The organism is Enterocloster lavalensis (assembly GCF_046603895.1).
Taxonomy (GTDB): Bacteria; Bacillota; Clostridia; order Lachnospirales; family Lachnospiraceae; genus Enterocloster; species Enterocloster lavalensis.
The window spans coordinates 915,183-930,480 of sequence record NZ_CP176637.1; the positions used below are offsets into that span (position 1 = coordinate 915,183).

The 15,298-nt window shown below is 43.7% G+C and carries 14 protein-coding genes; 1 reads left to right on the forward strand and 13 read right to left on the reverse strand.

Going from position 1 to position 15,298, the window contains the following annotated elements:
- Positions 1-69: 69 nt before the first annotated feature.
- Genes ACK2JC_RS04035 through ACK2JC_RS04065 form a run of 7 tightly spaced genes read right to left on the reverse strand, consistent with a single transcriptional unit; the run spans position 70 to position 8,303 of the window.
- Positions 70-1,218 (reverse strand): ABC transporter substrate-binding protein, encoded by a 1,149-nt coding sequence (locus ACK2JC_RS04035; protein ID WP_117634108.1) that lies wholly within the window; start codon positions 1,216-1,218, stop codon positions 70-72.
- Positions 1,219-1,265: 47 nt separating this feature from the next.
- On the reverse strand, positions 1,266-2,282 hold the full coding sequence (locus ACK2JC_RS04040) for an ABC transporter permease (protein ID WP_117634107.1): 1,017 nt from the start codon (positions 2,280-2,282) through the stop codon (positions 1,266-1,268).
- A gap of 16 nt (positions 2,283-2,298) precedes the next feature.
- Positions 2,299-3,792, reverse strand: coding sequence for a sugar ABC transporter ATP-binding protein (locus ACK2JC_RS04045; RefSeq protein WP_112482572.1), 1,494 nt, complete (start codon positions 3,790-3,792; stop codon positions 2,299-2,301).
- Between the two features lie 50 nt (positions 3,793-3,842).
- Positions 3,843-4,292, reverse strand: coding sequence for an RbsD/FucU family protein (locus ACK2JC_RS04050; RefSeq protein ID WP_117634106.1), 450 nt, complete (start codon positions 4,290-4,292; stop codon positions 3,843-3,845).
- Positions 4,286-4,990: a class II aldolase/adducin family protein gene (locus tag ACK2JC_RS04055; protein ID WP_117634105.1), complete on the reverse strand. Its 705-nt coding sequence runs from the start codon at positions 4,988-4,990 to the stop codon at positions 4,286-4,288. Before ACK2JC_RS04055 ends, ACK2JC_RS04050 begins: the two co-directional genes overlap by 7 nt.
- A 37-nt stretch (positions 4,991-5,027) precedes the next feature.
- Positions 5,028-6,497 carry a rhamnulokinase family protein gene (locus ACK2JC_RS04060; RefSeq protein WP_368272596.1) on the reverse strand — a complete coding sequence of 490 codons (1,470 nt, stop codon included), beginning with the start codon at positions 6,495-6,497 and terminating at the stop codon, positions 5,028-5,030.
- 12 nt (positions 6,498-6,509) lie between these two features.
- Positions 6,510-8,303, reverse strand: coding sequence for an L-fucose isomerase (locus tag ACK2JC_RS04065; protein WP_117634103.1), 1,794 nt, complete (start codon positions 8,301-8,303; stop codon positions 6,510-6,512).
- Positions 8,304-8,515: 212 nt separating this feature from the next.
- Here ACK2JC_RS04065 and ACK2JC_RS04070 point away from each other — a divergent pair, with 212 nt between their 5' ends.
- Positions 8,516-9,367, forward strand: a complete 852-nt coding sequence (locus ACK2JC_RS04070; RefSeq protein ID WP_117634102.1) for a helix-turn-helix transcriptional regulator — start codon at positions 8,516-8,518, stop codon at positions 9,365-9,367.
- Between the two features lie 684 nt (positions 9,368-10,051).
- Here the strand turns inward: ACK2JC_RS04070 and ACK2JC_RS04075 are convergent.
- From ACK2JC_RS04075 to ACK2JC_RS04100, 6 genes are all read right to left on the reverse strand, one after another.
- Positions 10,052-10,384: a hypothetical protein gene (locus ACK2JC_RS04075; RefSeq protein ID WP_118077279.1), complete on the reverse strand. Its 333-nt coding sequence runs from the start codon at positions 10,382-10,384 to the stop codon at positions 10,052-10,054.
- Between the two features lie 702 nt (positions 10,385-11,086).
- Positions 11,087-12,643 carry an O-antigen ligase family protein gene (locus tag ACK2JC_RS04080; protein WP_117634100.1) on the reverse strand — a complete coding sequence of 519 codons (1,557 nt, stop codon included), beginning with the start codon at positions 12,641-12,643 and terminating at the stop codon, positions 11,087-11,089.
- A gap of 640 nt (positions 12,644-13,283) precedes the next feature.
- Entirely contained in the window at positions 13,284-13,544 is a 261-nt protein-coding gene (locus tag ACK2JC_RS04085; protein ID WP_117634098.1) for an HU family DNA-binding protein, read from the reverse strand.
- A 10-nt stretch (positions 13,545-13,554) separates the two neighbouring features.
- Positions 13,555-13,983: a hypothetical protein gene (locus tag ACK2JC_RS04090; RefSeq protein ID WP_117634097.1), complete on the reverse strand. Its 429-nt coding sequence runs from the start codon at positions 13,981-13,983 to the stop codon at positions 13,555-13,557.
- A 165-nt stretch (positions 13,984-14,148) separates the two neighbouring features.
- Positions 14,149-14,568 (reverse strand): hypothetical protein, encoded by a 420-nt coding sequence (locus tag ACK2JC_RS04095; protein WP_227146789.1) that lies wholly within the window; start codon positions 14,566-14,568, stop codon positions 14,149-14,151.
- Positions 14,569-14,743: 175 nt separating this feature from the next.
- Entirely contained in the window at positions 14,744-15,298 is a 555-nt protein-coding gene (locus tag ACK2JC_RS04100) for a hypothetical protein (RefSeq protein WP_117634096.1), read from the reverse strand.

A 15,298-nucleotide genomic window follows, 5' to 3' on the forward strand; every position in this document is an offset into this window, starting at 1 on the left:
TATATACCAAACGGTACAGCCAGCCGTCTAATCAATTTATGATTAAACAGCTGGCTAATACAATTTTACTTATTTATAGAGACACGGAGCTACTTCCGCTGAATCCATGTTAGTGCTGTCATACCACAGTGCACCAGTATCAACATCCTCTACCGGTTCTCCTTTGGCTGCCTTGGCTGCCAGGGTAACCGCCTGATATCCAATCTGTACCGGATTCTGCGTGATGGAACCTGCTAAGACACCACTCTTGATAGCATCAAGCTGGATGGCGCCTGAGTCAAATCCAACGCCGATTACTTTATCTACCCCCAGCACCTGAAGACTCTCATTAGCTGTCACCAGATTCTTGGCTGTAAATTCGTTGGACGCATAAATGGCAATCAGATCATTTTTATTCAACAGGGTATTGGCCACAGTCACACAAGCCGCATCATCCACAGTTGCCGGAATGCCTACATCGATAATCACCTTTGCTCCGTCAACTGCCTTATTATATTTATCATGGCCTACTACCATGCATTTATCCTCGCCAACCACGGTACGCATTTTGTCTATGAAACCGCCCGTCCGTTCTCCTATAGACTGGGATGTCGCATCTTGGGAGACAACGCCGATTCTGACCTCTTCTGCTGGATCTGTTACCTTATCCTTAATCATTTCATACAATTTCTCCGCGGCCAGACCGCCCGCTACATAGTTATCCGTAGCAGCATTAGCCACAATGGAACCTACAGGGGCATCCGGCACACCGGAATCAAACCCTACAATCGGAATATTTGCTGCCTGAGCATTGGAAATTGCATCCAGGGACGCCTGTGTATCCAAAGCCGCCAGGCAGATGGCGCTTGGAGCCTTGTTGACCGCATTATTTAACTGCTCAATCTGCTCAGCGACTGCACTCTCACTGGCTGGCCCTACAAAATTGGTGGACTTAAGCCCCAAATCCTTTGCAGCCTGCTCTGATCCCATCTTTACCGCTTTCCAAAAATCATGCTGGAAGCCTTTTGCCACAATCTCAACCGTGACATCACTGTAGTCCACAGCCCCATCTGCCTTGGCTGCCTCCGTATCCCCTGCCGTTGTGTCTTTTACCTCTGTCTCCGGAGCGGCCGCTGCTGCAGCTGTCGTGGCAGGCGCGCTGGCTCCACTGGAGCAGCCCATTACCATCGTGGAAACTATTGCTGCGCAGATGACTGTACTTAATAATCTTATCTTCATGAATAAACCTCCTTTTATTATCCCACTTTGCGGGTTATTAGTGTGTATCAATCCTTCCCCTGTTTCCTTCTATTCAAAACATCTACAAATACGGCTATGATCAACACAAATCCAGTAATCAGCAGCTGATAATGTGGCTGTACTCCCACAAAGGGAAGGCCTGTCTTCAAAACGGACATAATAAAAACACCGATTAAAGTCCCCGATATGGAACCCACGCCACCTGCCAGGGATGTTCCGCCGATTACAACTCCGGCGATTGCATCCAGTTCAAATCCATTTCCGGTTCCAGGCATGAGTGTGGAGTATACAGCTGCATAAGACACACCTGCCAGCCCGGCAAACAGACCGCTTATGACATAAGCCAAAGTCTCCCACTTTACCACATTTACACCGGAAAGCCGGGTCGCCTCCTTATTACTCCCAAGAGACAGTATATAGCGTCCCGGACGCGCCTTGTTGAGAAGGATTGCCATCAGGATTGCAAGTATAATCAGCAGTATGAATCCCGTGGGGATACCTGCCTGCGGAAGCCCTGCCCCTTTTAATTTAAAAATACCTCTGAATGAGCCGCCCGGCGCCGAAGCCTGCGGAAAGGTCACGGTTGCCGTATTTGTCACAATCGAACCCAGGCCTCTGGTAATCATCATAGTTCCCAGTGTGGCAATAAAGGCCGGAAGCCTCATGACAGATACCATAAGTCCATTGGCAAGTCCGAACAGGCCTCCCATCAATATGGCCAGGATAACGCACAGCGGCATAGGCAGTCCCAGTTTTGTATACAGCGTTCCTGAAATCAAGGAACAGCAGATACAGACCGTACCAATGGATAAGTCGATTCCTCCGGTGATGATTACAAATGTTACACCTATGGCCATAAAACCAATATAATAGGACGAATCAAAAATGCTGACCAGTGTGCTGTATTTTGCAAAATTGTCCCCGAAAATCCAGAAGAACATGAATAATACAATCAGCGCAATGACTGCCACCAATTTCTGAGTACCGATGGCTTTGAACAATCCATTCGGCTCCTTTTTTACCTGATTCCCATTATTTGACATGTCTTTAACCTCCCATTTAATCTCTCAGTGTAGCGGCATGCATGATTTTTTCCTGGGTAGCTTCTTCTATGCTAATTTCTCCTGTTTTACGGCCCTCACACATAATCAGGATACGGTCACTCATTCGCAGCACTTCCGTCAGTTCAGAGGATATCATGATAATGGACTTCCCCTGCTTTACAAGATTATTCATCAATGTATAAATCTCGCTTTTTGCTCCTACATCGATACCCCTTGTGGGTTCGTCAAATATCAGGATGTCGCAGTTTCTGGTAAGCCATTTTGCAATGACCACTTTCTGTTGGTTACCTCCCGACAGGTTGCGCACCTGCTGTTCTACGGATGGTGTCTTGGTCTTTAATGCCTCCACATATTGTTCCGCGGTTTCTTTTTCCGCTTTCTTATCAATAAACAGGCCTTTGCAGAATGCTTTCAGAGAAGCCATTGTCGTATTCTCGGCTACCGTTTTCTCAATGATCACACCATAGCGCTTGCGGTCCTCCGACAGATATCCAATCCCGGCGTCAACCGCGTCCTGTGGGTTCTTGATATCCACCCGTTTTCCATTCACATAAATATCACCGCTGTCTCTCCTGTCAGCACCAAAGATAGCCCTGGCTGTCTCCGTCCTTCCGGCTCCCATGAGTCCTGAAAAACCCAGGATTTCTCCTTTGCGAAGTTCAAAGCTTACATCTTTTACTGTTTTCCCAACATTCAGGTGTTCAACCTTCAGCACCACCGGGGCATCCGGCTTTACATTGCTGAAACTCTTAGGCTCCTCATACACCGTGCGTCCTACCATCATCTGGATGATGTCGTCTTTCGTGGAATCCTTGGTTGTCAGCGTACCCACATATTCCCCGTCCCTCATAACCGTTACCCTGTCAGTAATCTGGTTAATCTCATCCATGCGGTGGGAAATGTATACAATTCCGATATCCTTGGCTCTTAGGTCACGGATGATTTTGAACAGCTCGCTGATTTCTGAATCTGTCAGCGCGGCAGTCGGTTCATCAAATACGATTATCTTGGCATCTGTTGAGATTGCCTTGGCTATCTCACACATCTGCTGGCGCCCCACCGTCAGCCTCCCCATTGTTTCCCTTGGGTCAATCCTGATATTCAGTAATCCGAACAGCTTTTCTGCCTCTTCTACCATCCTGCGGTCATTAATCAGCTTTCCATTCATTTTTTCTTTGCCGATAAAGATATTCTGGGCCACCGTTAAGTGGTTCATCATGTTTAATTCCTGATGCACAATCACAATGCCGGCGTCCTGCGCTTCCCTGGGACTTTTAAACTCCACCTGGCGCCCCTCATACACAATAGTACCGCTGTCTTTGCTGTAGATTCCCGTCAATATCTTCATGAGGGTGGATTTTCCGGCACCATTCTCACCCATCAGTGCATGGACCTCGCCCTTTTTAAGTTCCAGACAGGCATTTTTTAACGCATGCACCCCTACAAAGGACTTATCAATGTCTTTCATGGTCAGAATTACTTCTCCCACATCATCACCTTCCATTTCTTTACTAATTGCACTGTTTTGACGGAACCCATTTACAGGCCCTGGTCGGTAACTACCCCTTTTTGCAGCATGATATTGGCATAAAGCGCTTTCTCGCTGGTGGCGATAATTGCATAAGCTTTCTTTGCCTCCTCGTAGAACGCGAACCGCTCTATATGGCCAATGGCCCTTCTGCCCCTGCTGTCACACGCTTCCACCAATGTCATGTATTGATCCCAGATCGGTGTTTCAACCGTATCCCCGTCCGTTACCGACATCAGGCAGACAGGGTGTTCTGTGTAGGTGTCCAGGGGAAAAAGCGAGAGAATTGCTTCCAGTATCTCCGGCACGCCGTGGCCTTCCATATGTATGACATGGGCATCCCTGCCCATGGACTCTGCCGGGAAATTCCCATCGGCAATCACAATCCGGTCGCTGTGACCCATTTCACATAATATCTTTAACAGTTCAGGAGATAATATATGGGGTATTCCTCTTAGCATCTGTTTTCCCCCTGTTTACTGTATTTTTTATAACCGGGGTGCCTGCCGGTTACCCCATATCCTTTCCTCATTGAGATAAGGCGGTCAATATTTTCCCTGGATATTTCCTGTGCACCTCCCAGCATTCTGGCGTTAAGGCTGATTTTTGCAAAGAGTTCCAGTGTTTCCATGCGGTAATAAGCGGTAATCACATCAGCCCCCACGGTCAAAGCTCCATGATTCTGAAGGAGCATTGCATCATGTTCCCCCAGATAAGGCGCTATGTTATCCGGTACTTCGTAAGTGGAAGGGGTTCCGTAAGGCGTTACCGGAATTGAACCCAGAGCAATTACCGTCTCAATCATAGAGTACTCGTCCAACGGCACATTGGCTACCGCGTATCCGGTGGCCACAGGCGGGTGGGCGTGAAGCACGGAATTTACATCCTCACGCTCTTTATAGCAGCGGAGATGCATCTTAATCTCTGAAGAGGGCCTGTATCCGGGAAGGCCTTCCAACACCTCGCCTTTCCCATCGATACGAACCAGTTTTTCCGGTGTGATGAAACTTTTGCTCATTCCGGTGGGAGTGGCAAGAAAGGTTCTGTCATCCAGCCTGGCGGACACGTTGCCGTCATTGGCTGCCACCCAGCCAAGCTGCCACATCTTATGGCACACATCGCAAATCTGTTCCCTTAGTTCCATATAGCTTAATTCCATAATACCTCCTTATTTTCCAGGTTGCCCCGGCCTTTGGTCATTCCAGCATTTTTTTATATTGTCCGTATACCTGCTCCCATTGAGCTGCATCTTTCGGCTCATAGATATTTACCTTGGCGGAAGCCCCTACGACACTTCTCACCTGAGCCAGATCCCTAAGTTCTCCTGTCGCAAGCAGCTGCATAGACGCGTTACCCAGTACGGTAGCCTCCACCGGTCCGGCAATCACCGGACAATGACACGCATTGGCCGTCATCTGGCAGAGAAGTTCGCTCTGTGTTCCACCACCCACCATATGAATAGCAGGGTACTCTCTTCCGGTACACATCTTAATTTCTTCCAATGCCATGCGGTACTTAAGTGCCAAGCTCTCATTAATGCATCTCACAAGCTCTGCCTCATTCTCAGGTGCCTTTTGCCCGCTTTTACGGCAGTAACGCCGAATTCTTTCAGGAATATTTCCAGCCGGAACAAACTCTGGTGCATCCGGGTCAATCAGAGCTTTAAATGGCTTTGCATCTGCCGCCATTTGCTCCAGATGTCCGAAACTGTATTCCTTTCCCTCACGAATCCACTGTCTCCTGCTTTCCTGGATCAGCCACAACCCGATAATATTCTTGAGGAAGGAAATCTTTCCCTGGCATCCACCTTCATTTGTAATATTCAGCCGTTCTGACACCCCGTTGATAACAGGTTCGTCCAGTTCTGTGCCAAACAGCGACCATGTCCCGCAGCTGATGAAGATGAAATCCTTATCCCTGGCAGGAACAGCCGCAAGCGCACTCTGCGTGTCATGTCCTGCCACAGCAATCACTTCTGCAGGCTCAATCCCCAGTTCCTGGCAAATCCCGTTCTTCATGAGACCAAGCCTTGTTCCGCATGGAACGATACTGCCCAGGATCCTTTTCGGGATACCGAGACTTTCCAACACTTCCTTTGACCACATTTTAGTACGGGCATCCAGCATCTGCGTGGTGGACGCAATGGAGTACTCGCTGACCTGCGCCCCACATAGATAATAATTAAATAAGTCCGGCATCAACAGAAGTCTGGAAGTTCCCTCCAGAAGCCCGGGCCGCTTTTCCAGCAGAGCCAAAAGCTGGAATACCGTGTTAATCTCCATAAATTGGCTGCCCGTAATCTGATAAAAGCGTTCCTTATCCATCTTTCCAAAACTCTTTTCAAGCATCCCTGCGGTCCGCGCATCTCGGTAGTGCACCGGATTTTCTAAAAGATTTCCCTCCTTATCAATCAGGCCGAAATCCACGCCCCAGGTATCCACGCCGATGCTGTCAATCTTTCCATACTTCTTTGCTTTCATCAGTCCCTGCTTCACTTCATAAAACAGCCGCAGGAAATCCCAGTACATGGTTCCGTTTAATATAACCGGATCATTGGGGAAACGATGGATTTCCTGTATAGATATCCGGTTCCCATCAAAGTTTCCCAGCATTACCCTTCCACTGGAAGCACCGAAATCCACTGCCAGTACATTTTTATGGCTCATAGACACACCGCCTTACTTATATAAAGGCCCATAAGCCGCACAGGCACGGAAATCCTGTCCCTCTTTGTCCATTCCAAATGCGTTCCAGGCTGCAGGACGGAATATTTTTTCCTCAGGCACATTGTGCATGCTGACAGGAATCCTTAAGATTGAGCAGAGTGTAATAAGGTCCGCCCCAATATGTCCATAGCTGATTGCACCGTGGTTAGCTCCCCAGTTATTCATCACGTCATACGCGGAGGCAAATGCTCCCCGGCCTGTCACCCTGGGCGCAAACCAGGTGCACGGCCATGTGTAGTCCGTTCTCTTCCATAAGATGTCAGTTACATCGTCCGGCAATTTTACGGTCCAGCCTTCTGCAATCTGCAGCATAGGCCCCAGTCCCTTTACCAGGTTTAAGCGGATCATCGTACATGGCATCTGGGCTTCTGTAACATATCTGGAAGAATAGCCGCCGCCTCTGAAATACCCAAAATCAGCCTCATTCCATGTGGTTGCTTCCAACATTGCCTTCTGATCGTCCGCCGTCACCTCATACCATGGCTTCATGACCGGCTGTCCGTCTTCATCCAGGGCTTTACCCGTGGCATCCAAACAGGCCGCTCCGGAATTGATCAGATGCAGGAAACCGCCTGCTTCCTTTGCGACCCCTTCCAAATCATATCCGGACGCTTTCTTAACAGCCTCCGGGCTCCAGTACGTACGCACATCCGCGAAAATCTGCGCCCTGTTGGTGAGCAGCTTCATGAACAGCATACCCAGCCCATTTAATGTGTCATTTTCAGTAGCCAGTATGTATGGCTCCCTTGCGCCGTTCCAGTCAAAGGAGGAATTCAGCATGGACTCAGCGAAGTCACCATTGGGGTAAAAATCTGTCCACTGTCTCTGTCCCTGGAAGCCTGCGGCAATGGCATTGTGTCCGATCCGCTCTTCCTCCCGCCCCTCTGGCAGATTGGGATTCCCATTCATCAAATCCTTGATGATGCACATCATCTTAACTACGAATTCCCAATCCCTATCCTTCTGTTCCCGGGTCTTCTGAACTTCGGGAGGGTTCTTGTCAAAACCTTCCTTACAATTTGCCTTTGTCCATGCAAGGGCCTTTTCAAACTCTTTTTTATCGTATATTTCCTCACTCATACGGCGGATCAGTTCCACTTCGTCTACGGATTCCACCCGCATCCCGAGATATTCCTCAATAAATGCCGGGTCTATGATGGAACCTCCAATTCCCATGCAGATAGAACCTATCTGGAGATATGACTTTCCCCTCATGGTAGCGGCAGCCACTGCGGCGCGTCCAAAACGGAGAAGTTTTTCTTTTACATCCTCAGATATACTTGTATCATCAGCATCCTGAACATCATGTCCATAGATACCAAAAGCCGGAAGCCCCTTCTGCGCATGGGTAGCCAGTACAGAGGCGAGATATACGGCACCGGGTCTCTCCGTTCCGTTAAATCCCCACACGCCCTTGATTGTATGCGGATCCATGTCCATGGTCTCTGCACCGTAACACCAGCATGGGGTCACAGTCAGGGTAATATCCACTCCGGCTCTGCGGAATTTATCCGCGCAGGCCGCGCTTTCCCCCGCCCGTCCAATGGTGGAATCCGCAATCACTACGTTTACCGGTTCTCCATTGCTGTAAAAAAGATTTTCCCTAAACAGGGCCGCCGCGCTTTTGGCCATGTTCATGGTTTGTTCTTCCAGAGATTCCCTTACTTTCATATATCCCTGTCTTCCGTCTATTGTGGGTCTAATGCCGATAACCGGATAAGACCCAACCAATCTGCTTGCTGCCATAGAGTTTTCCTCCTTTTTAATTTTAGATTGTTATTATTCTAATTTCTTTGCGCTCTTTTTACATAATTGGATTATACTATTGATATTCCCCTATTTGCTGTGATATAATGGCAAAAAATATAATAATATTCATTTTTTTAGTCATTTTATCCATCTATTTACTTTACCGTTCTGTATTTATAGTTATTTTTACACTTTCAGGAGGGCGCAGTATGCACTATTTGGACTATAATGAAAAAAAGCAACATGGGACTCTGGATTTTCCTATCGAATATTATCATGTAGATAAGCACCATCCCCGTTATAACATGCCATTCCACTGTCATAAAGAGTTGGAAATCATCCGGATTTTGGAGGGTATCCTCTATTTAAAGTTAGATGATGAAGAATTTGAAGCTCAAGCAGGGGATATTATTTTTATTAATGAGGGGGTTATTCATGGCGGTTTGCCTCATAATTGCATTTATGAATGTATTGTGTTCGATATCCAGCGTCTCCTCATGCACACAGATACCTGTCGGTTTTATATCCGCCTTATTACAAAGCACCAGATTATCGTACAGAATCATTTTACAAAAAACAATCATTCCTTACATCGAATCGTCAACCATCTTTTCATATCCATGCAGCATAGTGAGCCTGGAAGCGAATTGATAACCATGGGCACTTTATTCGAACTTTTCGGAATCATCTACCAGAAAAGGCTTTATCAGGATAAGGTTGATGATACAAAATCTTCCAGAAAGATGATGCAGCTCAAACCTGTGTTGGAATACATAGACAGTAATTACGGGCAGACCATTACACTGAATGAATTGTCCAGAATCGCCGGGATGTCTCCCAAATATTTCTGCAGCTATTTTCATTCTATCATTCACAGAACCCCCATTGATTACTTGAACTACTATCGTATTGAGCGCGCCTGCAGCGAATTAAGTACCTCTGATTTAACCTTGACAGAAGTAGCCTATAGATGTGGTTTTAGCGATGTATGCTATTTTATCAAAACATTTAAACGGTATAAAGGAATTACACCACACCGGTATTGCATGAATATTAGATAGCCCCCCAAATTGTCCGAAAACTTCTTTTTAAGCATAAGTTAAGCCTCTTTTCCTCCTTGTGTCATTGCAAGCATAATAAACACATATTTTAAAAGAAAAGAGGCTTCTGTCCCCAACATTAACTCCATCATTTTTCCAAATCCCCAAAAAAGGGGAGACTGTCCGAAAACTAAAAATCAGACAGATCGAATCACAAAATATAGTAACAGGTAATATAAACAACAACGAAGTGATGTGGTCTGAAAATTTTAAAAAGGAGTTTTCGGACAGCCTGATTTTTGGGGGTGATGGGGGTATTCTTTCTATATTGTGTCCCACACCAAAGAACACAACCTCTCCTGTTACCTTCCTCAGTCCTCTTAAGAGGAAGTATGTGGCTCCCATTGATCTTTTTATCGTTCCAAACAGATAATCCGACAAAACACATCTTTTGATACATCAATTCTATACTGAGCTTCAGGAATAACTTTACTACTTTTACCTTTCTAGAACCGACTTTTGGTTCCTGGCTAGCCTTCTTACATTCCTGCTCCTCTGCCTTCTACACTCCCTACATGGCTTTTTCAGCTTACCCTTTGGAAAAACAATTTTTTTCCATTCGTCATTTCCCTTATAACTCTTGTTTCTATTCTTACAGTGTTTACACACACTTTTGTTAGCATATCGGATATTCCCATCTTTCCATTATGTGGGGATAATCACATTTTCCAGGCAGCAGATTAGGGCTTCCTCCTGTTCATAGCCCTTGTCCGCTGTCATTTCAAGGATTCTTTCCGGCTTTTCTTTCAGGATCCCTTCCGTGGTTGGACCCAGCAGTTCATGAACGGTTACCTGGTTCGCCATTTTAAAATACCGGATCAGATGGTTTTCTAAGTTTACTGCTTTTGGGAGATTGTATGACACCGCAAAATCATTTTTCATGAATCTTTCATCTGCATTCGTCACGAATATCTGAGATTCACCCGTTTCCTCCATGATTTTCTGGTAGATTTCTTCTAATTCCTCCTTCTCATCCATTTCTTTCAGAATCCACAGATACTCACCTGTATGTCTGTTCAGCCATTTGATTCGGTCATCCAGCTTATTTTTTCTTATTAAACAAACACGAGACGCGGTTATAAAACCTCTCAGGAAAGCGAACCGCCATAGGGGGCTGTAAATTAAGCCCAAAATGAGGTAGCCGCTATGACTGAGAAGGCAAAAAATGAAAGCGCTATTAATTTCACCTGTACATGCTGTATACAGGCAGTAATATAACAACCAGAAACAATGGTAACACTTATTACATTACAAGAATACTATGCGTAGATACTACAAAAATGCGAGCTGCAGTGATCACCTTCCGGCTACCGCGTCCCGCATTTTTGTATTAACCGATAAATCTATTAGCCTTCCCCACTTCATCGAATCATACTCTGTTGCAGAGCGTTTTTGTCCATTTAAATCTCCATTCCGCCGCCCTTCAGTTGGCGCACAAATAATAATGAAAGTGATTCACACCTCCAAGTTTTCGTGTTACAATAGACTTGATTATAAAGGCATCCCGGCATCAGTATCAGATGCACCCACCCGTTTGTTTATTGATGTGCAGGTGCGCCTCTCTACTTAGGTGGGAATACTCTTTAATGCGGTTCATTATGTGAGCCTATTTTTTGTGTCTATTTCACGATTTTGGCTCAATTTGCTTTCTTTCACACTACTCCTCTTGTAGTCTCTCTATTACTCTGATATTTTATCCGTTCCGTTTTGAACGGATATTCCCACCACTAAAAGTGTAAACGTAACTGGAAATACAATCGGGACTCCTATATTTACAACTGCCTGGGCCGCATAGCAGCTAACGGCATATACAATTGACATAACTGAAGTCTCCCTTTTTGAAGCCTTTATTATTTCGATTATAGAAGACACTAATAAAAAAAAATAGGAAACTAGCCCGACTATCCCAATAGTGATTAGATATTGTAAATACTCATTATGGGCACTATCAAATATTTCATTATAACGAGCAATCATTTCTCTATAATAGCTTTGTGTAACAATTCCAAATGTATCGGGACCGGAGCCAAACATCTTTCTAAGAGGTAAGTATTTCATGTAACATTCAATACCAATCCTCCAGATGTAACCCCTATGTGTTCCCCATTCATCATTAATCAATAAATAATCCTTTAATTTCCCATACTGTTGTCCATTCCCCATTCGTGTCGCATCGAACGTCATATATATAAGTGCAGCTATCGCCAGGATTAACATCATTCCCCAAATTCGTCTGCATGTACATATTCCGCACACGTCTTTGTATTTCTTCCGAATAAATCTCTCTAATATATATAGGAAAATGGTGCATCCCCACAATGCTGCCACTACGAAAACAAGCCAATCACCCCCGACTATCAAGCGGAATAAACCACCTATCGGCAACACATGCAATGCATACATTTTATCAATCACGCCAATTGCCATAAATTCTGTACTGATCATAGATATTAAAAGCATATATTGTTTTAAGCCATACATATCACGAAACGCGTATAATGGAAGAAAAAGCACTATGACTCCTATTGTCAAATATGCATTATCACTATTCCCCGTAACCAATGCAAATAATGATAGAATAACTGTAAATACATACCATGATTTTCTGGCTATATTTCTCTCTCTTACAAATAATGTAGTACTCATACCAAATATAAGTGCTACATAAGAGGCATATGTATTAATATTCCCAACTGTAGAGATAAAAGAAGTGTAATGGTTTGCATGAATATCTTTTTTTAACCCAAATGGATCGAGAAGAAAATATTGCATAATTCCAATTGAGCAAACAACCATTCCCGTAACAAGAAAAGCCTCCAGATACCATCTCTTAAATTTCAAACAATGGCCAAGCGTAAAGAAACTAATACCGCATATCAAATACAAAAAAGTCCCCATAAAACGGCCCTCTGTCCCCCAAAATGCCTCGAAACGATAATCAGACAAAACGCAAGATAACACAACCGAAAACAAAAAGCTAATCATTGCCCAATCAGATTTTCTGAGCTTTGGCGTCATTTCAATCGTTCCTTTATTTAGCCAAAGAACGATAAGAGTCAATAGCAGCATGACTGTTGCCATGCAAATAACTGTGCCACAATAAAAATAATATTTTGTATCTAATATATCAAAATAGTAATCATGAAATACCAGAGGTAGTATCGAAATAATGATTACTGTAGTTATACAGGCAATCACCTCATTTGCCAGTTTCCATCGTTTCATTAAATCCTTCATATACACACCCTCCTAGTATTCGGGCGCTAACTCGCACCTTCTACACGTTTCATAGTCCCAATTCATTCACCTAAACCAGGGATGCAGCTGCATTACAGAGTAGCCCCGTGATATACCATGATCTTCTTTTTTATACTCCCTCTGTCTACTACACCTGTCATTATGTATGCCAATGTACCATGCCACCTTCATCTTGTAGTTCTATAGCAGCTATATTTCTCTTTCTCATTCTTTCTTCTCTTATTTTGTATAATGTTCAATGATGTAGTTCTTCCGCAAAATCTACATGTAAATACAATCTTACTTGTGAAAATATCTCTTCCCGTTCCCTCTATCGTTGCCAGATTTTTTCCACAATATTGGCACTTAATATTCATTCCCTCTCCTTATTAACTTACGTTACAAATTCTACGGTCTTACGAAGGCTTCCGACACATCTTACTATACCATGCCATAGATGCAATATTTAAAGTCACTGCTATGACTCTAAATATTGCATCTATTATTTGGCTAAAGAATCTACTGAAAAATTGATACTCGTTTCGTATTTACCAGCTCACGCAAAGCACCTTGTCACCGATATGCACTACGTTCTGCTTCTCCACTTGCAAAAATCTATGATATGGTATGCGGCCAACACCTATCCTTGATTTCCCTGATTTACCTCCCTCTTCAATATGGAACCCGCGCGGATTATGGGAACCCTACGCGGTTTAATCTCGATTGCTTCTCCGGTTCTGGGATTTCTTTCCTGACGTCCTGCAACCGCAAAAGTTCCAACCCCCATCAAGCGCACATCCCCTGTTTTTAATTCCTCAAAGATAGAGTCAATGATCCCATTTAGTGCATTCTCACTTTGACAGATGGTCAAGCCTGATTTCTCAGAAACTTTTTCAACCAGTTCTTCCTATTCATTTTGCTGCTCCTTTTTCACTATTTTTTGTTATCATATCATCCATTTTTTCTTTCGCTAAGCTTTTTAGCTGTTCCCTGCCAGGTACAAATAATGCATGTGGGTACAGTTTATCTGAAAATTCTATGCCCCTATCCATTTGAAACAAGATTTTCACTTCTGCATTAAACGCAAATGCCTTTTCTGTCATTTCCAAATAAACGAAACCAGGCAGATGGTCCGTCACAATTATGATGTCAAATCCTCCAGGAACGAATGACATCACCCGCAGAAGCGTTTCTTGATTTTTTGCCAACATCATGCTAATCTTGTAATCTAATTCAGCTTCAAGACCAATCAAAAAATCTCTAAATTCCCACAAAACATCATTCCTGCTTCCAAGCACCCCTATATTAATTTCTGCCTCTCCTGTAGATTTCCACCTCATAAACCATACCTCTTATATAAAAATTTGCAATCGCTGCATGCACTCCTTCCTGACCAGTTAGTCTTCCAACCTACACACCTCTGTTTTGCAACATATTCTTTTGACTTGGAGCCATCATTTCTGATTACCAGTCCATGAGAAGCCGGATCATAACATTTGATTATTTTAGTCTTTATGATCGTTTGAGGTATCTGGCTCTTGCATAGATGCATCTGAAGCAGGCTTATATTGTATCGTACAAGTCAGACCGAATGCCCTATTTACCAATTTAGATGCTATGGGAATTCTTGCATCTGAGTCTTTTGACACTTTCCCTATTGCGATAAGTCCAATGATTAACAAAAGAAAAGAGAGAATGCCGCTGATAAGACCAACGATTCCAGAGAAAGCAATTCCTAAGATAGGTATAGCATATAGCCCTGAAAAAATATTCGTTACGCATGATATGATACATTCCACAAGAGCAAGAAAAAATGCCTGCATGACCTGTTTTGTAAGCCATTCATCCTTTTGAATCACAATAACAAAACCAAGCAACATACCGCATAATAAAGTTTGTCCTAAAATTGCTAATACAAATGCCAACACTGCATAAAAAGAAATTCAAATATTAAATCTGTCTTTTCTCATTAAAAATCCCCTTCCTTGCTCAAAGCGATATATTTTGACGAATAATCCATAGTTCTGTATCCTATTTATGAAAACCAAACAATACAGTCCCATCCTATTTTTACATATGACTATAAATAGCCATTATTCATCATGGTGTCTCTACTGTTTCCTGTTCTTTTCTGGTATTCCCATTATAACCTCTGTTCTTATTCTTTTCATTTCGCATATACTCATATTCACGCAGCATTCTCATCAGTTCCAATGCACTCCGAAATGAAACGCCGTTTCCGCCGCTGCATTTTCCTTTTATGCGTCCCTGCATACTGGAAAACTGACGCTGATGAATTTCAATAATCAATGTTTCACACGCGCTTATACCTAAAGCCATAAAGCTATCCATATTTTGAATATTTGTACAGTATTTCATTGGAATATGCTCTTTGTCCAGTTCTCGCTTCTCATATGCTCTTTTCATATAAGCGGTCAAAAACCTTGGTTCTGTTGTCGCCATAGGCCGTTGAAATTTCGCGCATAATGTATCTATTTTCAGTCCCAAATCCAGTATGCCGGTAAATGCCACGGGTTCCTTTAAATAAAAATTTACAATGTCCCCACTTAATTCTCCCTGTTTATTTTTAATACAAATGAGAAATATACCTACACGGTCCGTGTTTTCCAGTGTATAAAAATCACTTTCTTCCAT

Excerpts from the sequence above, each read along its gene's own strand:
- ACK2JC_RS04065 (WP_117634103.1), bottom strand. The coding sequence starts at position 8,303 with ATGGCAGCAAGCAGATTGGTTGGGTCTTATCCGGTTATCGGCATTAGA.
- ACK2JC_RS04075 (WP_118077279.1), bottom strand. The coding sequence starts at position 10,384 with ATGGATGAGAAGGAGGAATTAGAAGAAATCTACCAGAAAATCATGGAG.
- ACK2JC_RS04035 (WP_117634108.1), bottom strand. The coding sequence starts at position 1,218 with ATGAAGATAAGATTATTAAGTACAGTCATCTGCGCAGCAATAGTTTCC.
- ACK2JC_RS04070 (WP_117634102.1), top strand. The coding sequence starts at position 8,516 with ATGCACTATTTGGACTATAATGAAAAAAAGCAACATGGGACTCTGGAT.
- ACK2JC_RS04055 (WP_117634105.1), bottom strand. The coding sequence starts at position 4,990 with ATGGAATTAAGCTATATGGAACTAAGGGAACAGATTTGCGATGTGTGC.
- ACK2JC_RS04060 (WP_368272596.1), bottom strand. The coding sequence starts at position 6,497 with ATGAGCCATAAAAATGTACTGGCAGTGGATTTCGGTGCTTCCAGTGGA.
- ACK2JC_RS04050 (WP_117634106.1), bottom strand. The coding sequence starts at position 4,292 with ATGCTAAGAGGAATACCCCATATATTATCTCCTGAACTGTTAAAGATA.
- ACK2JC_RS04080 (WP_117634100.1), bottom strand. The coding sequence starts at position 12,643 with ATGAAGGATTTAATGAAACGATGGAAACTGGCAAATGAGGTGATTGCC.
- ACK2JC_RS04100 (WP_117634096.1), bottom strand. The coding sequence starts at position 15,298 with ATGGAAGAAAGTGATTTTTATACACTGGAAAACACGGACCGTGTAGGT.
- ACK2JC_RS04090 (WP_117634097.1), bottom strand. The coding sequence starts at position 13,983 with ATGAGGTGGAAATCTACAGGAGAGGCAGAAATTAATATAGGGGTGCTT.
- ACK2JC_RS04040 (WP_117634107.1), bottom strand. The coding sequence starts at position 2,282 with ATGTCAAATAATGGGAATCAGGTAAAAAAGGAGCCGAATGGATTGTTC.